Genomic DNA, 15,163 nt, shown 5'->3' on the forward strand with positions numbered 1-15,163 from the left:
CGTGGAGACGATCCAGCGACGCGAGATGTGGACGCATTCGATCCTGGCCGTGAAGCCCCTGGCGTCGAGCGCCATCATGACGAACAACATGAGCGTGGCGTTCACGACATTCGCCCTCGGGATCACCGGCGGTCTCGGCACGATCTACATGATGGTGCTGAACGGCGTGATGATTGGCGTCATCGGGATGGCGTGCTGGCTGGCGGGGATGAGCGTGGCGCTCTGGAGCTTCGTGGCGCCGCACGGCGTCCTCGAACTCCCGGCGATCTTCATCGCCGGCGGTGCGGGGCTGCGGGTCGGCCTCGGCCTGCTGTTCCCGGGCACGTTGCCGCGTCGCGACTCGCTGGCCTCGGCCGGCACCGAAGCCGTGCGGCTGCTGGTCGGCGTCGTGCCAATCCTGATCCTCGCCGGCATCATCGAGGCCTTCATCTCGCCGACCGCCCTCGCGCCGTCGCTCAAGTTCCGAATGGCCGCCGCGCTGTTCGTCCTTCTGGTGTTCTACCTGTTCCGTCCGCTCGAATCACGGAGCTGACAAAGAACTCGCGGAGCGCGCAGAGTCGGACGGATCCATGTCCGGTTGTCGCTTGTCCGAGTGCCTTGGTGTCGAGGTCGCTGCAACGGATCCGTCCCTGCGTCCTCTGCGAGGTCTGTGCAGTTCTCCCTACAGCTGGTTGCGTGCCTTCACCGACAGGTAGGAATTCACCAGCGTGGGCGACAGGGTGGCGGAGTCGGCTTCGAGCGCCAGAAGGCCCCGGTCGCGGAGGCGCGCCAGGAGCAGGTCGCGGCGCTGCAGCACTTCCTGCGCGGCGGCCGCCTGGAACATCGCCGTCTCGTTCTCCGGATTGCGCGCGGCGAGCTCTCGCATGTCGGGCTGGCCGATGACGACGAAGAGGACGAGATGTCGAGGCATCATGCCCGAAGCCGCGTCGATGACTTCCGGCGTCATGGCCGTTTCGGCCAGGTCGGTCAGCCAGACGATTAGGCTGCGCCGCTTCTGGTCGCTGAGCAGGCGTCCGGCGGCCTGCAGATGATCGGCCTCGCCGGTTTCCTCCCGCACGGTGGCCAGTTCCGCCATCAGATTGCGCAGATGTGCGCTGCCGCGCGCGGCGGGTATCCGATTGCGGATTTCGCGGCCGTAGGCGAGCAGCCCGACGCGATCGCCAGACGCCAACGCGACCTGCGACAGGCCCAGCGCGGCGTTGACGGCGTAGTCGAGCTTGGTGAGATGGCCGACGCGGGCGCGCATCAGGCGGCCGGTGTCGATGACCAGCCAGACGGTCTGGCTGCGCTCGACCTGGTAGGTTCGCGTCACGAGCTTGCCGCGCCGCGCCGCCGCGGTCCAGCAGATGTCGCGGAACTCGTCTCCCTCGCGGTACTCGCGCAGGCTCTCGAACTCGCGGCCGGCCCCGCGCACCCGCATGTGGCGCTTCTCGAGCGCGATCTGCCGGCTTCTCACGAGATAGACCGACTGCCGCTTCGCCTCTTCGAGATTCGGATAGACCCTGACCATCTGCGGCAACGCCGCACGCAGCCAGCGTTCGGCGAGTCGGAGCGGGCCCTGGCAGCGCAGGAACGCATCCCCGATCGGAACGTCACCGCGCGCGGTCGGCCGGATCGAGTACGACGCCGACGCCTGGCCCCGCGGCCTCACGGTCATCGTGACGAGCGGCGGCGCTCCGCGCAGCATGCTCGGCACGGCGTCGACGATCCCGACATGGACGAGCGTGGCGGATCCGTTGCGCAGCACCAGTGTGACAAACGACTCGACGGACAGCGCAGCCGGGGCGATCCAGCGCCGTTCGACGACCAACGGGCGGGCACGGAAGACCTGCGCGAGGTCGATCGCCCACGCCAACAGGACCAGGGCGTCCCATGCGAGCATCGCCCAGATCAGACGCAGGTCGAAAAACGCGGGCAGCGACCAGAACAGACCGGCGCCGAGCAGCAGGAGCACGCGGCGGCCGAACGCCACCCCACACCACGTGTGTGGCCGCGCCTCCGCCTCCACCGCCGGCGCGATCAGCCGGTCGGACGCGGCGTTCACCGCGGGACCTCGACCGCGCGGATCACGTCCTGCAGCACCTGGTCCGGCGTGAGACCCTCGAGGTCGGCCTCGGGCTTGAGCACGATGCGGTGTCTCAGCACGGGCCCCGCCGCCGACTTCACGTCATCGGGGATCAGGTAGTCACGGCCGTCCATCGCCGCGATCGCCTTCGATACCGCCATCAGGCTGACGGCGGCGCGGGGGCTCGCGCCGAGCGACAGCGAGGGCCAGTCGCGCGTGCGCCGGACGATTTGCACGAGGTAGGTGAAGAGCGCTTCCTCCACCGTGACAGCGTGAACCTCCTTCCGGGCCTCCGCGAGAAGCGCCGGCTCGACGGCCGAGAGCGACATCTGATCGAGCAGGCGCGAATCGAACCCGGCCTGCACGTTGGCCAGCAACTGGACCTCCGCGGTCGCCTCGGGATACGGCACACGGATCTTCAGCAGGAAGCGATCGAGCTGCGCTTCCGGCAGCGGGTAGGTGCCCTCGAACTCCACGGGATTCTGTGTCGCAAACACGGTGAACGCCGCACCGAGCGGGTAGCGCGTGCCGTCGATCGTCACCTGCCGCTCTTCCATGCACTCGAGCAGCGCCGCCTGCGTACGGGGCGGCATCCGGTTCACCTCGTCCACGAGCAGCAGGTCGGTGAAGACCGGTCCCTGATGGAGCTGAAACGTGCTGGTGGCCAGGTTCAGGACGTTGGTGCCGACGATATCGGCCGGCATCAGGTCGGACGTGCACTGGATGCGCTGGAATTCCAGCTTCAGCAGGCGCGACAGCGTCTTGACCGCCAGCGTCTTCGCGATGCCAGGCACCCCTTCGACCAGCGCATGTCCCTGGCAGAGCAACGCCACGAGGCACTGGTCGCACAACTGCTCCTGCCCGACAACGACGCGAGACATCTGGGCCCGCACATGGTCAACGAGGACGGAAACGGAAGACATGAATACTCCCTTACGATGTTGGTGCTGAAGGTGCTGGAGGTGCTGCGGGTGCTACGGGTGCTGGTGCTGGGGGTGCCGGGGGTGCTGCGGGTGCTGCAGGTGCGCAGCCGGCAGCACCGCACCTGCAGCACCAGCAGCACCAGCAGCACCAGCAGCACCTGCAGCACCCGCAGCACCAGCAGCACTTGTAGCACCTTCAGCACCGCACCTGCGGCACGATCAGCACCTGTAGCACCTTCAGCACCTGTCCCCCCCCCCCGCCCTCCGTGCAGCCTGAGTCCCTCCGGCCAGCCGATAGAGCGCCTGCACCATCCGCAGCGCCTCTTTTGCGCCGAGGTTCGGGTTGTCGCGCGCCGCTTGGCAACGGCGGAGCGTCGGAGCGAACGAGTCGTCCTCGACGTGCCAGCGTTCGCGAAGCGCGCGTTCCAGATCTTCGACGGGTGTGTTGATGGCCATCCCGAGCCGCCGGCACAGCTGATAGCGAAAGCGCTGGTGGCAGATGTCCACTGCCACCGAGGCCGCGTTGGCGTGCTGGTACAGCCCCCCGAGCGTCTGCACGAACTCGAGCGGCGACAGCCGCACGTCGGCGAGTGGCGCCAGCACGGGACCGCTGCGCCTGGCGAAGGTCACGAGCACCGCCAGCGCCAGGATCGCGCCCTGCGCGCCGAGCCAGACGAGCGGCGTTCGAACGGCCGACCGGCCGGTCGATTCCTGGTAGCCGTGGAAGTACTCGTCCCACAGGATCTGCCGGCCCTCGCGCTCGCCGAGGCACGCCAGGAAGAACTCGAGGTTCGCGGTCTCGCGGAGGCCCGCGTTGGTGAGTGGCGTGGCCGACGCCCACCAGATGATCTCGCCCTTCCCCATGCCGTATCGCACGGCCACGATTCGCCGTTCCGCGGTGTAGAGCGGTGTCGCCGACGTCTGCTCGGCCCAGTAGGCGCGGGCGACGAGCGTAATCTCGCGGGCCGCGCGTGTCGGGCCGGCTGGTGACACGGCCGTGGCCTTCTCCCACGTGAGCACCCACGGGCGCGGCACGATGGACGCCTCGGGCAGGAAGGCTCCGGCCATCGGGCCGGTGGCCACCACGCGCCCCCCTGACTCGACGAAGAGACGAAGTCGGGCGGTATCCCGCTCGGTCGGTGCGCCCGTCGGCTCCGCGAGCACGAGCGTCGTCCTGCTCGGATCGGGCAGTTGCCGCAACTCGCGCTCCCACCGCGTGACGCGGTAGCCCATGTCCTGCAGCAGGAGGTATGCAGCCCTGGCACCCGCCGATGCCGTGGAATACGTCGTCGGCACCTCGCTCTTCACGCCCTGGCCGGGCGTGAGGAAGATGGCGCCCATGACGAGGGCCAGGAACACCAGGCCGACCATCAGCAGCGTCCGGCGGTCGCTGCGATTCAGCGCGGTCGACATCCGAGCTTCTCCAGACTCGAGATGGCGCGTTCGAACGTCCCGCCGTCCGCGGCCTGCCGTGCATACCAGGCTAGCTCGAACGTGCGGGTGAGCGCCGAGAGCGCGGGCCGATGCTCGTGGTCGACGGGAAGGAGGCGCAGGTATTCGCGCGGCGTGCGCGCCCGGTCCGGCGGCCAGACGCGCGTCGATTCGAGGAACGAGATGCCCGCCCAGTACGCCAGGCGAACGGCGTCACGCCAGCGGCCCTCATCGGCGGCAGCCCTGGCGTCGGCCAGCCAGAGACTCCACCCCCTGGCAGAGACGGGGAGCGCCTCCGGCAGGATCGACTCGACGCGGGCCGCCCGCCGGAAGCCTCGGTAGACCCAGACCGCCATGACGATCACGGCGACGACGGCCAGTCCGTAGACGACGACGCGTCCGATCGTCGGGATCGCGGACGATCCCATCATCCGTTCCAGCAGGCCGACGACCAAGCCGAGGGCCGCCTGCTTGAGGCGCTCGATCCACGTGGGGCCGTGGATCCCCGCGAACTCCGGCCGCGAGAGGATCTGCTCGAGCCGCGCGCGGACCGGCCGAGCGTCGGCGGGCGCCGCCTGGTAGGCATCGAGTTCGTCACGCAAACGGAGCATCCGCTCCCGGATCGCCAGGACCCGCCGAGCGCCGGGCCGCTGCTGCAGCTCGCGAAGGTCGCGACGCAGCGAGGCGGTCGAGATCTCGAACACCGTCGAGCCATCGCGGATCTGCCAGGTGTCCGGGAGGCTGGCGACGATCGCGGGCACCTCGGATGGGCGCTGTTCGACCCGGTCACACGCCGCCAGCACGCGATCGAGTTCGGCGCGGTAGGCGGCTGGCGACAGGGGTGCTCCGGCGCCCTGGGCGCCGACGGGTAACAGCAGCAAGACGACGAGCGGGCAGGCGCTCAGGGTGGCGTTCATGCGCCCGTGAACGGTGCCGGCGCGCCGTCGGCTGGCCGGCCGTCGATGGCTGACATCATCAACTCGAGGTCGAACGCTTCTTTCCGGACGCGTTCGTCGTAGTACAGCAGCGAGAACGCGATCGTCATGAGCGGTCCGACCAGGCACTGCGTGAGGAACGACCCGACGGCCGACGCCACCTGCACCCACGCGTTCACGGCCGTCATATCGCCGCCCGAGTAGAGGAATCCGATGATGCCGATCGGCACGTTGACGACCATCGAGACGATCCAGACGAGCACCACGAAGAGGACGTAGATGACCGCCACGCGGCCGCGGTCGCCTTTTGTCAGATCCGCGCTTCGGCTGGCGGCATCGAGCATGCTGCGCTCCTCGAGGACCGCGACGGGGATGGCCACGGCCCACATCAGCGACAGGATGATGCCGGGGACGATGAGCAGGATCAGGCCGAGGGCGACGCCCAGGCCGATCACGATCATCGTGATGGCCAGCGACACGATGCGCCCGCGGATGTGCGACAGCGCGTCCACGACCGTGACCGGGCGATCGAGGTAGACGTGCGAGACGGCCACGACGGTCGCTCCCTGCGATGCCGCGGTGACGGCCAGCATGGTCAGGAGAGTCACCGGCAGCCACAGCAGGGTGGCGCCGAGGTCCAGGGGACCGGCCGGCTTGGGCAGGATCGCGATGCCGACGAGCTGCACCGCAAGGATGACGAGGTGCGTGACCGCAATGATGCCGACAAACAGCGGGAAGTGGCTGCGGTAGAGCAGGAACGTCCGGTCGAGGAGTTCGCCGGTGCTGAGCGGGCGGAGGGCGGGTGTGGGCATTGGGGCGGATAGTAGCACAGAGAATAGGGTGTGCTATCCTCTGCGGCGACTGCGACGGTTCGACCGATTCCGCAAGGAGTTTCCATGCGTCATCAGCGTGTGTCACTGGCCTTCATCGTAGTGGCGGCGGCCGGCCTGGTCGTCATGCCGGGGACGGCGGCCAGGCAGCAGGACCAGAGTGTTCTCACCTGTCCCACCTGCGAGAGTTGCACGAGCGTACTGGTCGGGAAGGCGGCGTCGGTTGACGGGGCGACGATGACCTCGCACTCGTGCGACAGCACGACCGACCGCACCTGGATGAACATTGTCCCGAACCAGAAGCACAAGCCCGGTGAGATGGCGAAGGTGTACTACGAGCCCAAGCGCACGAAGGGGCCGGACGAGCCGGATCGCGTCGAGACGGGGGAGATCCCACAGGTGCCGGAGACGTACGCGTACTTGAACTCCGCCTACCCGATCATGAACGAGCACCAACTCGCCATCGGCGAGACGACGTTCGGCGGGAAGCGGCAGATGGTCAGCGACAAGGGGATCATCGACTGCCCGGAGTTGTATCGACTCGTGCTGGAGCGGGCGAAGACTGCGCGCGAGGCGATCCGGATCGCCGACGAGCTGACGAGGAAGTACGGCTACAACGACTACGGGGAGGCCTTCACATTCGCCGATACCAAAGAAGTCTGGATCTTCGAGATCGTCGGGCCGGGCCCGGGCAAAGTGGGCGCGGTGTGGGCGGCCGTTCGGATCCCTGACGATCACGTGTTCGTGTCGGCCAACGCGCCACGAATCCGCAAGCTCGACCTGAACGACAAGGACCACTACCTGGCCTCGGACAACATCCTCACGGTTGCCGAGGAGTTGGGTTTCTGGAGCCCGAAGAGCGGCGACGCGTTCGAGTTCTGCACGGTCTACGGGGCGCGGACGGCGATGGGGAGCCGCCGGCGCGAGTGGCGCGCGCTCAGCCGGATTGCTCCGTCGCTGAAACTCGATCCGAACTCGGAGAACTACCCGCTGTCGGTCAAGGCCGAGAAGAAGCTGTCGGTGAAGGACGTCCTCGACATCTTCCGGGACACCTACCAGGACACGCCATTCGACATGACGCGATCGCTCATCAAGGTGTCGAAGGACGGGAAGGTCGGGAAGAACCCAGTCGCCAATCCCTTCATGAGCAACGACTATCTCGAGATCTTCAACATCACCTCCGAGCGGACGATCGCGTGCAAGCGCGCGACCTATCTGCAGATCACGCAGTCGCGCGACTGGCTGCCGAATCCGGTCGGCGGCGTGGTGTGGCTGGGCTACGACAATCCGATGACGACGCCGCATACGCCGTTCTACATCGGGATTGCGCAGATGCCGGCGTCCTACATGGTCGATGGGCGCGAGCGCTTCCGCCGAGACTCGGCCTGGTGGGCCTATCGCCAGGTGAGCCAACTGGCGACGCTGCGCTGGCAGGATATGGTCAAGGACGTCCAGCAGGTCTGGGAGCCGATCGAGACGAAGGCGTTCGCGGATCAGGTCAAGGTCGAGGAAGAGGCCGTGCGTCTGTTGAAGCAGGATCCGCAGAAGGGGCGCGAGTACCTCACGAAGTACTCGCACGACATCGCCAACAACGCGGTGAACGCCTACTGGAAGCTGGCGGACGATCTCTGGACGAAGTACACGAACTACTTCCACTGATCACGGTTTCGACACTGAGGCTCGATTCCCCCTGTCCTTTGCGGCTGCCGGCCGACCGCGCGGACAGGGCTCTGCGTGCTCTGTGTCATTCGCAAGGGGAGATCCACATGCGCGGGATGACGTGGCTGGTGGCGATCGGTCTGGTCGTGGTGTTGTCAGGCCCGGCCGTCGCGCAGGAGGCCGGGTTCTCGGCGGCCGATTTCACCGCTCGCCGCGACAAGCTCATATCGCAGATAGGCGACGCGGTGGCCGTCGTCCCGCCTTCGAATGCCGACGTGTGGTATCTGAGCGGCATCGAGGGTCGCGAGGTCGGCCTCATCCTCGTGCCGCCCGGGGCCGCGCGCCGGGCCCCGAATCCCGAAGCCTGGAAGACCACCGCCTACCTGCCGGCGCGTTCGCCGCGCGCCGGCGTGTGGAACGACACGCTCACGTCGGTGGGGGACGACATCAAGGCGCAGACCGGCATCGACAACACGGCCCCGGTCTCACGCCTGCTCGCGGATGTCGCGAAGCTCGCCCTGATTGCCGACACCATCTACATTCCCTATCGAAGCGCTCCGGCGGGAGACGGCGAGCTGGCGGCCGATCTGAAATTCGTGGAGTCGGTGCGCCGCATGCTGCCCGAGGTCCGGATCAAGAACCTCGCGCCGCTCATCACCGACATGCGCTGGGCAAAGTCGGCCGCCGAGATCACGGTGATGAGAAGAGCCGAGGCGATCACCGCTGACGCGTTCATCGACGCGGCGAAGCGGGCGGCGCCCGGCATGTTCGAATACGAGATCGAGGCGGGCATCAACCACATCTTCCGCGCGCGCGGCTCTTCGCGACCGGCGTTTCTCATCATCGGATCCGGTCCGAACTCGTGCATCCTGCACCACATGTCGAACGATCGGCAGATGAGGCAGGACGAGTTGCTCCTGATCGACATCGGCACGGTCTACAAGCACACCGAGACCGACCTGACGAGGACGATCCCGGTGTCTGGCACGTTCACGCCAGAGCAGCGGAAGATTTACGACATCGTCCTCGAGGCGAACAAGAAGGCGATTGCGGCCGTGAAGCCGGGCATGACCCTGGCCGACGTGCACCGGGTCGCCTACGACGTGATCGACAAGGCCGGCTACGGGAAATACCTGATTCACGGCACCAACCACACGCTGAACGGCGGGTCGGAGCGGTTGCCCCATGGGTCGGGCCTGGTGCCCGATCGGACGACGCGACCTGGCTTCAGCAACGACAAGCCGATCGTGCCGGGCACGATGTTCACGATCGAGCCCGGAATCTACATCCCGGAAAAGAACCTCGGTATCCGCATCGAGGACGACGTCCTGGTCACCGACACCGGGTGCGAGGTGCTGACGGCCGGTGCGCCAAAGGAGATTGCGGAGATCGAAAAGCTGGTGAGGAGTGGAAAGCCTGGGGTGACGCGACACTAGACATCTTCCAGGTGTCAGAGCGTGACGAATGAAGCACGGTCTCGCGCCTCGCTTCCGCCCCTTGAAGATGTCGATGACGACGCCGGAGGCGTCGTCCAGAAACCACGTGGGCGAAGCGAGTTCGGCGGTGTGAGGCGACGCTTCGCTGGCCGGCCCCGCAGCCTTGTCACGCCGAAGCGGCGGGTCTAGAAATAGTCGTCCGACCGCTTCATCCTGCGCGCGACTGCGCGGCCGCGGGTCAGGCCCTCGCGCGAGAGTTCACGGAGCCGCGCCGTGGTGAGCTTGTCACCCTGCGTCGCCCACAGCAGCACCGCGCGCCCGATGGCCCACGTGCCACCGTACGCGACGGCCACCTTCGGCACGATGCCGATCACTGGAAGCAGACCGACCAACTGCCGCGCGATCTGCCGGAAGAGCAGGCCGCCGCCGAGCACCCCGATGATCTCGCCGATGAGATCCCGCGCTTGGCCCCGTTTGCCCGAAGCCAGTGCGATGCGGTAGCTCATCATCAACTGGTTCTTGGTCAGCACGATCACGTCGCCGATGTTGAGCGGGATGTTGAGCAGCGGGACCACCTCGGCCAGGCCGGTGCTGAACGCGTAGCCGGCATTGGTGCGGGCCGTTTCGTCGATCAGCGCGTCGACAATCTTCCGCCGCAGCAGCGGGAACTCGCGCGCGAGCGCCAGGCGCCGCTCGGGTTCGACGACGGTGAGGAGGGCGTCCACCGCATGTCCCACCCCCTGGGCGTCGAGGCGGTCCACCGCCACACGCGCGGCGCTGCCCTGGGTGTGCACCTTGCCAGGACGCTCGTCCGTGCCAACGGCGACCGTCACGAGCCTCACGCCCCGCTTCAGCCACATCTCGCGCGCGGTCCGCAATTCCGCCGACATGCCCGTGCCCCGCGCCAGGATGAAGACGATGTCGGGGCCGTCGACGACCGGAGCTTCCCGTTGCCCTCCGGGCGGACCGGCCAGCGAGGCATCGATGGCGGTGAGCCACATGATCGCTTCGGTCAGGCCCTCGGCCAGCAGGACCGCGAACATGTCGGCTTCCGCCGTCGTTTCGCCGACGATGAGCAGTCGGACCTGCCGGTCCGCTTCGCGGCGGATCGCATCGAGGTCCACTTCCTTGAGAATGCGCCACACGCGGGCGAGCGTCAGGGGACTGGTCATATTCAGATTCTACACGCCACGTGGTAGCCTGTAACGGCCCTCGAGGAGTCATACATCCATGCACCTTGCACGATTTCCCAGGCGACGTTATACCCAGGGTTGGACACCGCTCGAGCAGATGGAGCGTCTTTCGCAGCGGCTCGGCGGTCCAAACCTCTATATCAAGCGAGACGACCTGCTCGGCCTCGCCGGCGGCGGCAACAAGACGCGCAAGCTCGAATTCCTGGTAGCCGACGCGCTCGCGCATGGCGCCGACACGCTCGTGACCTGCGGCGCCGTCCAGTCGAACCACTGTCGGCTGACCCTGGCGGCCGCGGTCAAGGAAGGCCTGAAGTGCCGGCTGGTTCTCGAAGAGCGCGTGGCGAACAGCTACACCCCGGACGCGACCGGCAACAACTTCCTGTTCAGGCTGCTCGGCGTCGAAGCCATCACCGTCGTCAAGTCCGGCGTGGACCTCGCGGCTGAGATGCAGAAGGTGGCCGCCGAGGTGTCGGCGCTCGGGCGCAAGGCCTACATCATTCCCGGCGGCGGATCGAACCCGATTGGGGCGCTCGGCTACGTGGCGTGCGCCGAGGAGATTCTCGCCCAGACCTTCGAACTCGGGCTGCGACTCGATCACATCGTGTGCGCGAGCGGGAGCACCGGCACCCACGCAGGACTGCTGGCGGGCTTGGTCGGCAACAACAGCCACATTCCATTGACGGGCATCAACGTCCGCCGGACGCGCGAAGAGCAGGAGCCAAACGTCCACAAGCTCGCGCAGGAAGTCGCTGCCAAGCTGGGGATTCCGGGCGGCATTCCTCGCGAGGCGGTGACCGCGCTTGGAGACTGGGTTGGTCCAGGCTACTCGCTGCCGACGCCCGAGATGGTGGAGGCCGTGCGCATGGTGGCGCAGGTCGAGGGGATCCTGCTGGACCCGGTCTACACCGGCAAGACGATGGCCGGCTTGATCGGTCTCATCCGGCGGGGGACGTTCAAGGCGGGCGAGAACGTGCTGTTCGTGCACACCGGCGGGTCGCCGGCGCTGTATGCGTATCAGTCGGTGCTGGTGTAGCAGCAGGCGGTGTGGGGGCGGGTCTCACGCCTTCGCCGAACGGCTTCGGCGATGCGAGTCGGACCCGCCCGTGACGATCGGAGGCTCCATGCGCAGTGGTCTGACAGCGTTTGCGTTCGTCGTCGCCGCGGCGGTGGCGTTCGGCGTGTCCACCGCGGCCTTTGCACAGGCACAACAGGGGCAACAGGCGCAGCAGGGGCAACAGGCGCCGCCCGACAAGGAAAAGGACAAGGCTGCTCCGGCGGATCCGATCTCGGGCGACTGGGATGGTCTGGTGGACATGCCGGACGGAGCCATGGGATTCAGCCTGGCGCTGAAACTCGACAAGGACAAGCTCACCGGTGAGGTCGGCAGCAACCAGGGCGTGACCCCCATCAAGGAAGGCACCTGGGCCGACGGGAAGCTGACCATCAGCTTCATCTACGTTGACGGCCAGCCCGTGACGATGGCCGGAACGCTCAAGGACGACACGCTCAACGGGTCGCTCAGCTACGGCGGCGGCCAGATGGTGGCGAACTGGGGCGCGAAGAGGAAGACCAAGTAGGTTGAACGGGGTCCTTGGCTGCAGTACCATGGTCTGTTGCGGCAGCCACGAGATTGCCGCCAGTGGACCCTGTTCTCATGTCTGAGACTACCGCCGGCGCCAGCGCGGAACTCGTCATCCGCGGCGCCCGCACGCACAATCTCAAGAACATCGATCTCACCCTTCCGACCAACGCGCTGGTGATCATCACCGGCGTCAGCGGGTCAGGGAAATCCTCGCTCGCCTTCGACACGATCTACGCCGAAGGTCAGCGGCGCTACGTCGAGTCGCTGTCGGCGTACGCCCGGCAGTTCCTCGAACGGATGGAGAAGCCGGACGTTGACCAGATCGACGGCGTCTCGCCCGCGATTGCCATCCGGCAGAAGAACAGCATCCGCAACCCGCGCTCGACCGTCGGCACGACGACCGAAATCCACGACTATCTGCGCCTCCTCTATTCGCGGGTCGGCCGGACGTTCTGCCGGAACTGCGGGCAGGAGGTCATTCGCGAGAGCCCCGAGGTGGTCGCCCGGCGCCTGGCGACGCTTCCCGAGGGGACCCGGCTCATCATCGGGTTCGAGATGCCGGTCGTGGCCGCCCCGAAGGCCGGACCCGCGGAAGGCCCAGACACGCCCGAGACCTCCGACGAGGTCGCGGAGGCCGCCGCTGCCGACGCGGACCTCCTGAACGGTCGCGGCGGGCACGACCAGGCCGACCGAGACGGCAGCGGGGATGGCGGCGGGAATGGGCACGGGGCCAACGGCAACGGCACGAACGGCCAGAGCGCGGACCCGGTGACGGCAACACTCGAGGCCCTGCGCCGCCGGGGGTTCGGCCGACTGCTGATTGGCGGACGCGCCGCGGTGTCGTTCGACGATGTGGAGGTGGCGCTGCTCGAGGACCGGTCGACCCTGCACGTCGTCGTCGATCGGTTGCGGATCCAGCCCGACATGCTGACGCGTCTCACCGATTCGATCGAGACGGCGTACGGCGAAGGCGGCGGGGCGGCGTTCGCACTCGAGGTGCCGGAGACCGGTGGGCGCGAGGCGTCCTCCGGGCCGGGCGCCGGCACGCGGCACGTGTTCTCCGAGCGCTTCGAGTGCCGCGCGTGCGGCATCGCGTACGAGGACCCGCAGCCACGCCTCTTCTCGTTCAACAATCCGTTCGGCGCCTGTCCGACGTGCCACGGATTCGGCAACATCATCGAACTCGACATGGATCTCGTCGTGCCGGATCCGACGCGGTCGATCCAGGACAACGCCATCGAGCCGTGGAGCAAGCCCCACTACCGGACGAGCCTGGCAGAGCTGAAGCGGGCGGCACGACAGCACGACGTGCGCCTCAACGTTCCGTGGGCCGACCTCACACCGGAGGAGAAGCGGTTCGTCGTCGAAGGTGATGGCGCGGAGTACGAGGGCGTCCGCGGCTTCTTCGCGTGGCTGGAGCGGAAGAAATACAAGGTGCACGTCCGGGTGTTTCTGAGCCGTTACCGCGGCTACCAGACGTGTCCCGATTGTGGCGGGGCGCGGCTCCGGCGCGAGGCCCGCGACGTCCGCGTCGGCGGCCGGACGATCGACGAGGTCTGCCGTCTGACCGTCCGCGAGGCGCAACGCTTCTTCGGTGAGCTGCAACTCGGCGCGCGTGAAGCCACGATTGCCGAGAAGGTGCTGGCCGAGGTTCGCCGGCGCCTGTCCTTCCTCGGCGAGGTGGGCCTGGACTACCTGACGATCGACCGGCTGTCGTCGACGCTGTCCGGGGGGGAATCCCAGCGGATCAACCTCGCGACCTCCCTTGGCTCGGCGCTGGTCGGGACGCTCTACGTGCTCGACGAGCCGTCGATCGGCCTGCACCCGCGCGACAACCTGCGGTTGATCGAGATCCTCCGCCAGTTGCGCGACCAGGGCAACACGGTGCTGGTGGTCGAGCACGACGCGGACATGATTCGGGTGGCCGATCACATCGTCGATCTCGGGCTGGGTGCGGGCGAACAGGGAGGGAAGGTCGTCTACTCGGGGACGTTCGACGGCCTGCAGCACGAGCAGCGGTCGCTGACCGCCCGATACCTGCGGGGCGAGCTGTCGATTCCCCTGCCCCACGAGCGGCGTCGCGGGACGGGACAGCGGCTGCGAATCCTGGGCGCGAGCGAGCACAACCTGAAGAAGATCGACGTGACGATCCCGCTGAATACGCTGACGTGCGTCACCGGCGTGAGCGGGTCCGGGAAGTCCACGCTCGTCCACGACATCATCTACCCGGCGATCAAGCGGCTCAAGGGTGATTGGGAGAAGAAAGTCGGCTCACATCGCGGAGTGTCGGGGGCCGAAGCGATCACCGATGTCGTGCTGGTGGACCAGGCACCGATCGGCCGGACGCCGCGCTCGAACCCGGTGACCTATCTCAAGGCGTTCGACCCGATCCGCGAGCTGTTCGCGTCGACCAAGGACGCGCGCTCACGCGGCCTGACGGCCAGCCACTTCTCGTTCAACGTGCCCGGCGGCCGCTGCGAGACCTGCGAGGGCGAAGGGCAGATTCGCGTCGAGATGCAGTTCCTGGCGGACGTGTTCGTGCCGTGCGAGCAGTGCGACGGCAAGCGGTTCAAGCCGCAGGTACTCGACGTGCGCTACCGCGGCAAGAACGTGCACCAGGTGCTGGACCTGACGGTGCGCGAGGCGCTGACGTTCTTTGCCGGATCGGCAAAGGTCCTGCGACGGCTGCACGTGCTCGACGAGATTGGCCTCGGCTACCTGCGACTCGGCCAGCCCGCGACGACGCTCTCGGGCGGAGAGGCCCAGCGCATCAAGATTGCCGCGCACCTCGCGTCGCGCACGGGCGATCGGCTGCTCTACATCCTCGACGAGCCGACCACCGGCTTGCACTTCGACGACATCGCGAAGCTGCTCGCCGCCTTCCGCAAGCTGCTGCAGGCGGGCCACTCGTTGCTCGTCATCGAGCACAATCTCGATGTCATCAAGACCGCCGACCACGTGATCGACCTTGGGCCCGAGGGCGGCGAGGACGGCGGCTGGATCGTGGCCGTCGGCACGCCGGAGGAAGTGGCCGCCATCGACGCCTCCCACACCGGCCGCTACCTTCGGCCTCTCCTCAGCCGGGAGTGAAATCGGGAATGATAGGATG

At 67.4% G+C, this 15,163-nt stretch carries 12 protein-coding genes; 6 read left to right on the plus strand and 6 right to left on the minus strand.

Features of this window, described 5'->3' with window-relative positions; genetic code table 11:
• Positions 1–532 (plus strand): stage II sporulation protein M (locus VGK32_11270; protein HEY3382341.1); only part of this gene is annotated, 532 nt, incomplete at its 5' end.
• Positions 533–661: 129 nt separating this feature from the next.
• Here the strand turns inward: VGK32_11270 and VGK32_11275 are convergent.
• From VGK32_11275 to VGK32_11295, 5 genes are all read right to left on the minus strand, one after another.
• A complete protein-coding gene (locus VGK32_11275; GenBank protein ID HEY3382342.1) occupies positions 662–2,044 on the minus strand; it encodes a DUF58 domain-containing protein in 1,383 nt (460 codons plus the stop codon).
• On the minus strand, positions 2,041–2,988 hold the full coding sequence (locus VGK32_11280; protein HEY3382343.1) for a MoxR family ATPase: 948 nt from the start codon (positions 2,986–2,988) through the stop codon (positions 2,041–2,043). The genes VGK32_11275 and VGK32_11280 overlap by 4 nt, the downstream gene beginning before the upstream one ends.
• A gap of 237 nt (positions 2,989–3,225) precedes the next feature.
• Positions 3,226–4,401 (minus strand): DUF4350 domain-containing protein, encoded by a 1,176-nt coding sequence (locus VGK32_11285; GenBank protein HEY3382344.1) that lies wholly within the window; start codon positions 4,399–4,401, stop codon positions 3,226–3,228.
• Positions 4,386–5,336 carry a DUF4129 domain-containing protein gene (locus VGK32_11290; protein HEY3382345.1) on the minus strand — a complete coding sequence of 317 codons (951 nt, stop codon included), beginning with the start codon at positions 5,334–5,336 and terminating at the stop codon, positions 4,386–4,388. The genes VGK32_11285 and VGK32_11290 overlap by 16 nt, the downstream gene beginning before the upstream one ends.
• On the minus strand, positions 5,333–6,166 hold the full coding sequence (locus VGK32_11295; GenBank protein HEY3382346.1) for a hypothetical protein: 834 nt from the start codon (positions 6,164–6,166) through the stop codon (positions 5,333–5,335). Before VGK32_11295 ends, VGK32_11290 begins: the two co-directional genes overlap by 4 nt.
• Before the next feature lie 84 nt (positions 6,167–6,250).
• Between VGK32_11295 and VGK32_11300 the strand changes: the two genes are divergently transcribed.
• Positions 6,251–7,843 (plus strand): C69 family dipeptidase, encoded by a 1,593-nt coding sequence (locus tag VGK32_11300; GenBank protein HEY3382347.1) that lies wholly within the window; start codon positions 6,251–6,253, stop codon positions 7,841–7,843.
• 107 nt (positions 7,844–7,950) lie between these two features.
• Complete coding sequence (locus VGK32_11305; GenBank protein ID HEY3382348.1) at positions 7,951–9,279, plus strand: Xaa-Pro peptidase family protein; 1,329 nt, start codon at positions 7,951–7,953, stop codon at positions 9,277–9,279.
• Between the two features lie 185 nt (positions 9,280–9,464).
• Here VGK32_11305 and VGK32_11310 read toward each other — a convergent pair whose 3' ends face one another.
• Complete coding sequence (locus VGK32_11310; GenBank protein ID HEY3382349.1) at positions 9,465–10,451, minus strand: hypothetical protein; 987 nt, start codon at positions 10,449–10,451, stop codon at positions 9,465–9,467.
• Positions 10,452–10,509: 58 nt separating this feature from the next.
• Here VGK32_11310 and VGK32_11315 point away from each other — a divergent pair, with 58 nt between their 5' ends.
• The 3 genes from VGK32_11315 (at position 10,510) to uvrA (ending at position 15,144) form a co-directional block, all read left to right on the plus strand.
• Complete coding sequence (locus VGK32_11315) at positions 10,510–11,505, plus strand: D-cysteine desulfhydrase (protein HEY3382350.1); 996 nt, start codon at positions 10,510–10,512, stop codon at positions 11,503–11,505.
• Positions 11,506–11,593: 88 nt separating this feature from the next.
• The gene (locus VGK32_11320) at positions 11,594–12,049 is read left to right on the plus strand and encodes a hypothetical protein (protein HEY3382351.1); all 456 of its coding nucleotides are present in this window, start codon (positions 11,594–11,596) and stop codon (positions 12,047–12,049) included.
• Between the two features lie 77 nt (positions 12,050–12,126).
• Positions 12,127–15,144 carry an excinuclease ABC subunit UvrA gene (uvrA, locus tag VGK32_11325; GenBank protein HEY3382352.1) on the plus strand — a complete coding sequence of 1,006 codons (3,018 nt, stop codon included), beginning with the start codon at positions 12,127–12,129 and terminating at the stop codon, positions 15,142–15,144.
• The last annotated feature ends 19 nt before the right edge of the window (positions 15,145–15,163 follow it).

It is taken from the genome of Vicinamibacterales bacterium (assembly GCA_036504215.1).
GTDB lineage: Bacteria > Acidobacteriota > Vicinamibacteria > Vicinamibacterales > Fen-181 > FEN-299.

Bases quoted from the DNA above. Each gene is read 5' to 3' on its own strand.
- VGK32_11280 (HEY3382343.1), bottom strand. From the start codon at position 2,988: ATGTCTTCCGTTTCCGTCCTCGTTGACCATGTGCGGGCCCAGATGTCT.
- VGK32_11285 (HEY3382344.1), bottom strand. From the start codon at position 4,401: ATGTCGACCGCGCTGAATCGCAGCGACCGCCGGACGCTGCTGATGGTC.
- VGK32_11290 (HEY3382345.1), bottom strand. From the start codon at position 5,336: ATGAACGCCACCCTGAGCGCCTGCCCGCTCGTCGTCTTGCTGCTGTTA.
- VGK32_11295 (HEY3382346.1), bottom strand. From the start codon at position 6,166: ATGCCCACACCCGCCCTCCGCCCGCTCAGCACCGGCGAACTCCTCGAC.
- VGK32_11300 (HEY3382347.1), top strand. From the start codon at position 6,251: ATGCGTCATCAGCGTGTGTCACTGGCCTTCATCGTAGTGGCGGCGGCC.
- VGK32_11305 (HEY3382348.1), top strand. From the start codon at position 7,951: ATGCGCGGGATGACGTGGCTGGTGGCGATCGGTCTGGTCGTGGTGTTG.
- VGK32_11310 (HEY3382349.1), bottom strand. From the start codon at position 10,451: ATGACCAGTCCCCTGACGCTCGCCCGCGTGTGGCGCATTCTCAAGGAA.
- VGK32_11315 (HEY3382350.1), top strand. From the start codon at position 10,510: ATGCACCTTGCACGATTTCCCAGGCGACGTTATACCCAGGGTTGGACA.
- VGK32_11320 (HEY3382351.1), top strand. From the start codon at position 11,594: ATGCGCAGTGGTCTGACAGCGTTTGCGTTCGTCGTCGCCGCGGCGGTG.
- uvrA (HEY3382352.1), top strand. From the start codon at position 12,127: ATGTCTGAGACTACCGCCGGCGCCAGCGCGGAACTCGTCATCCGCGGC.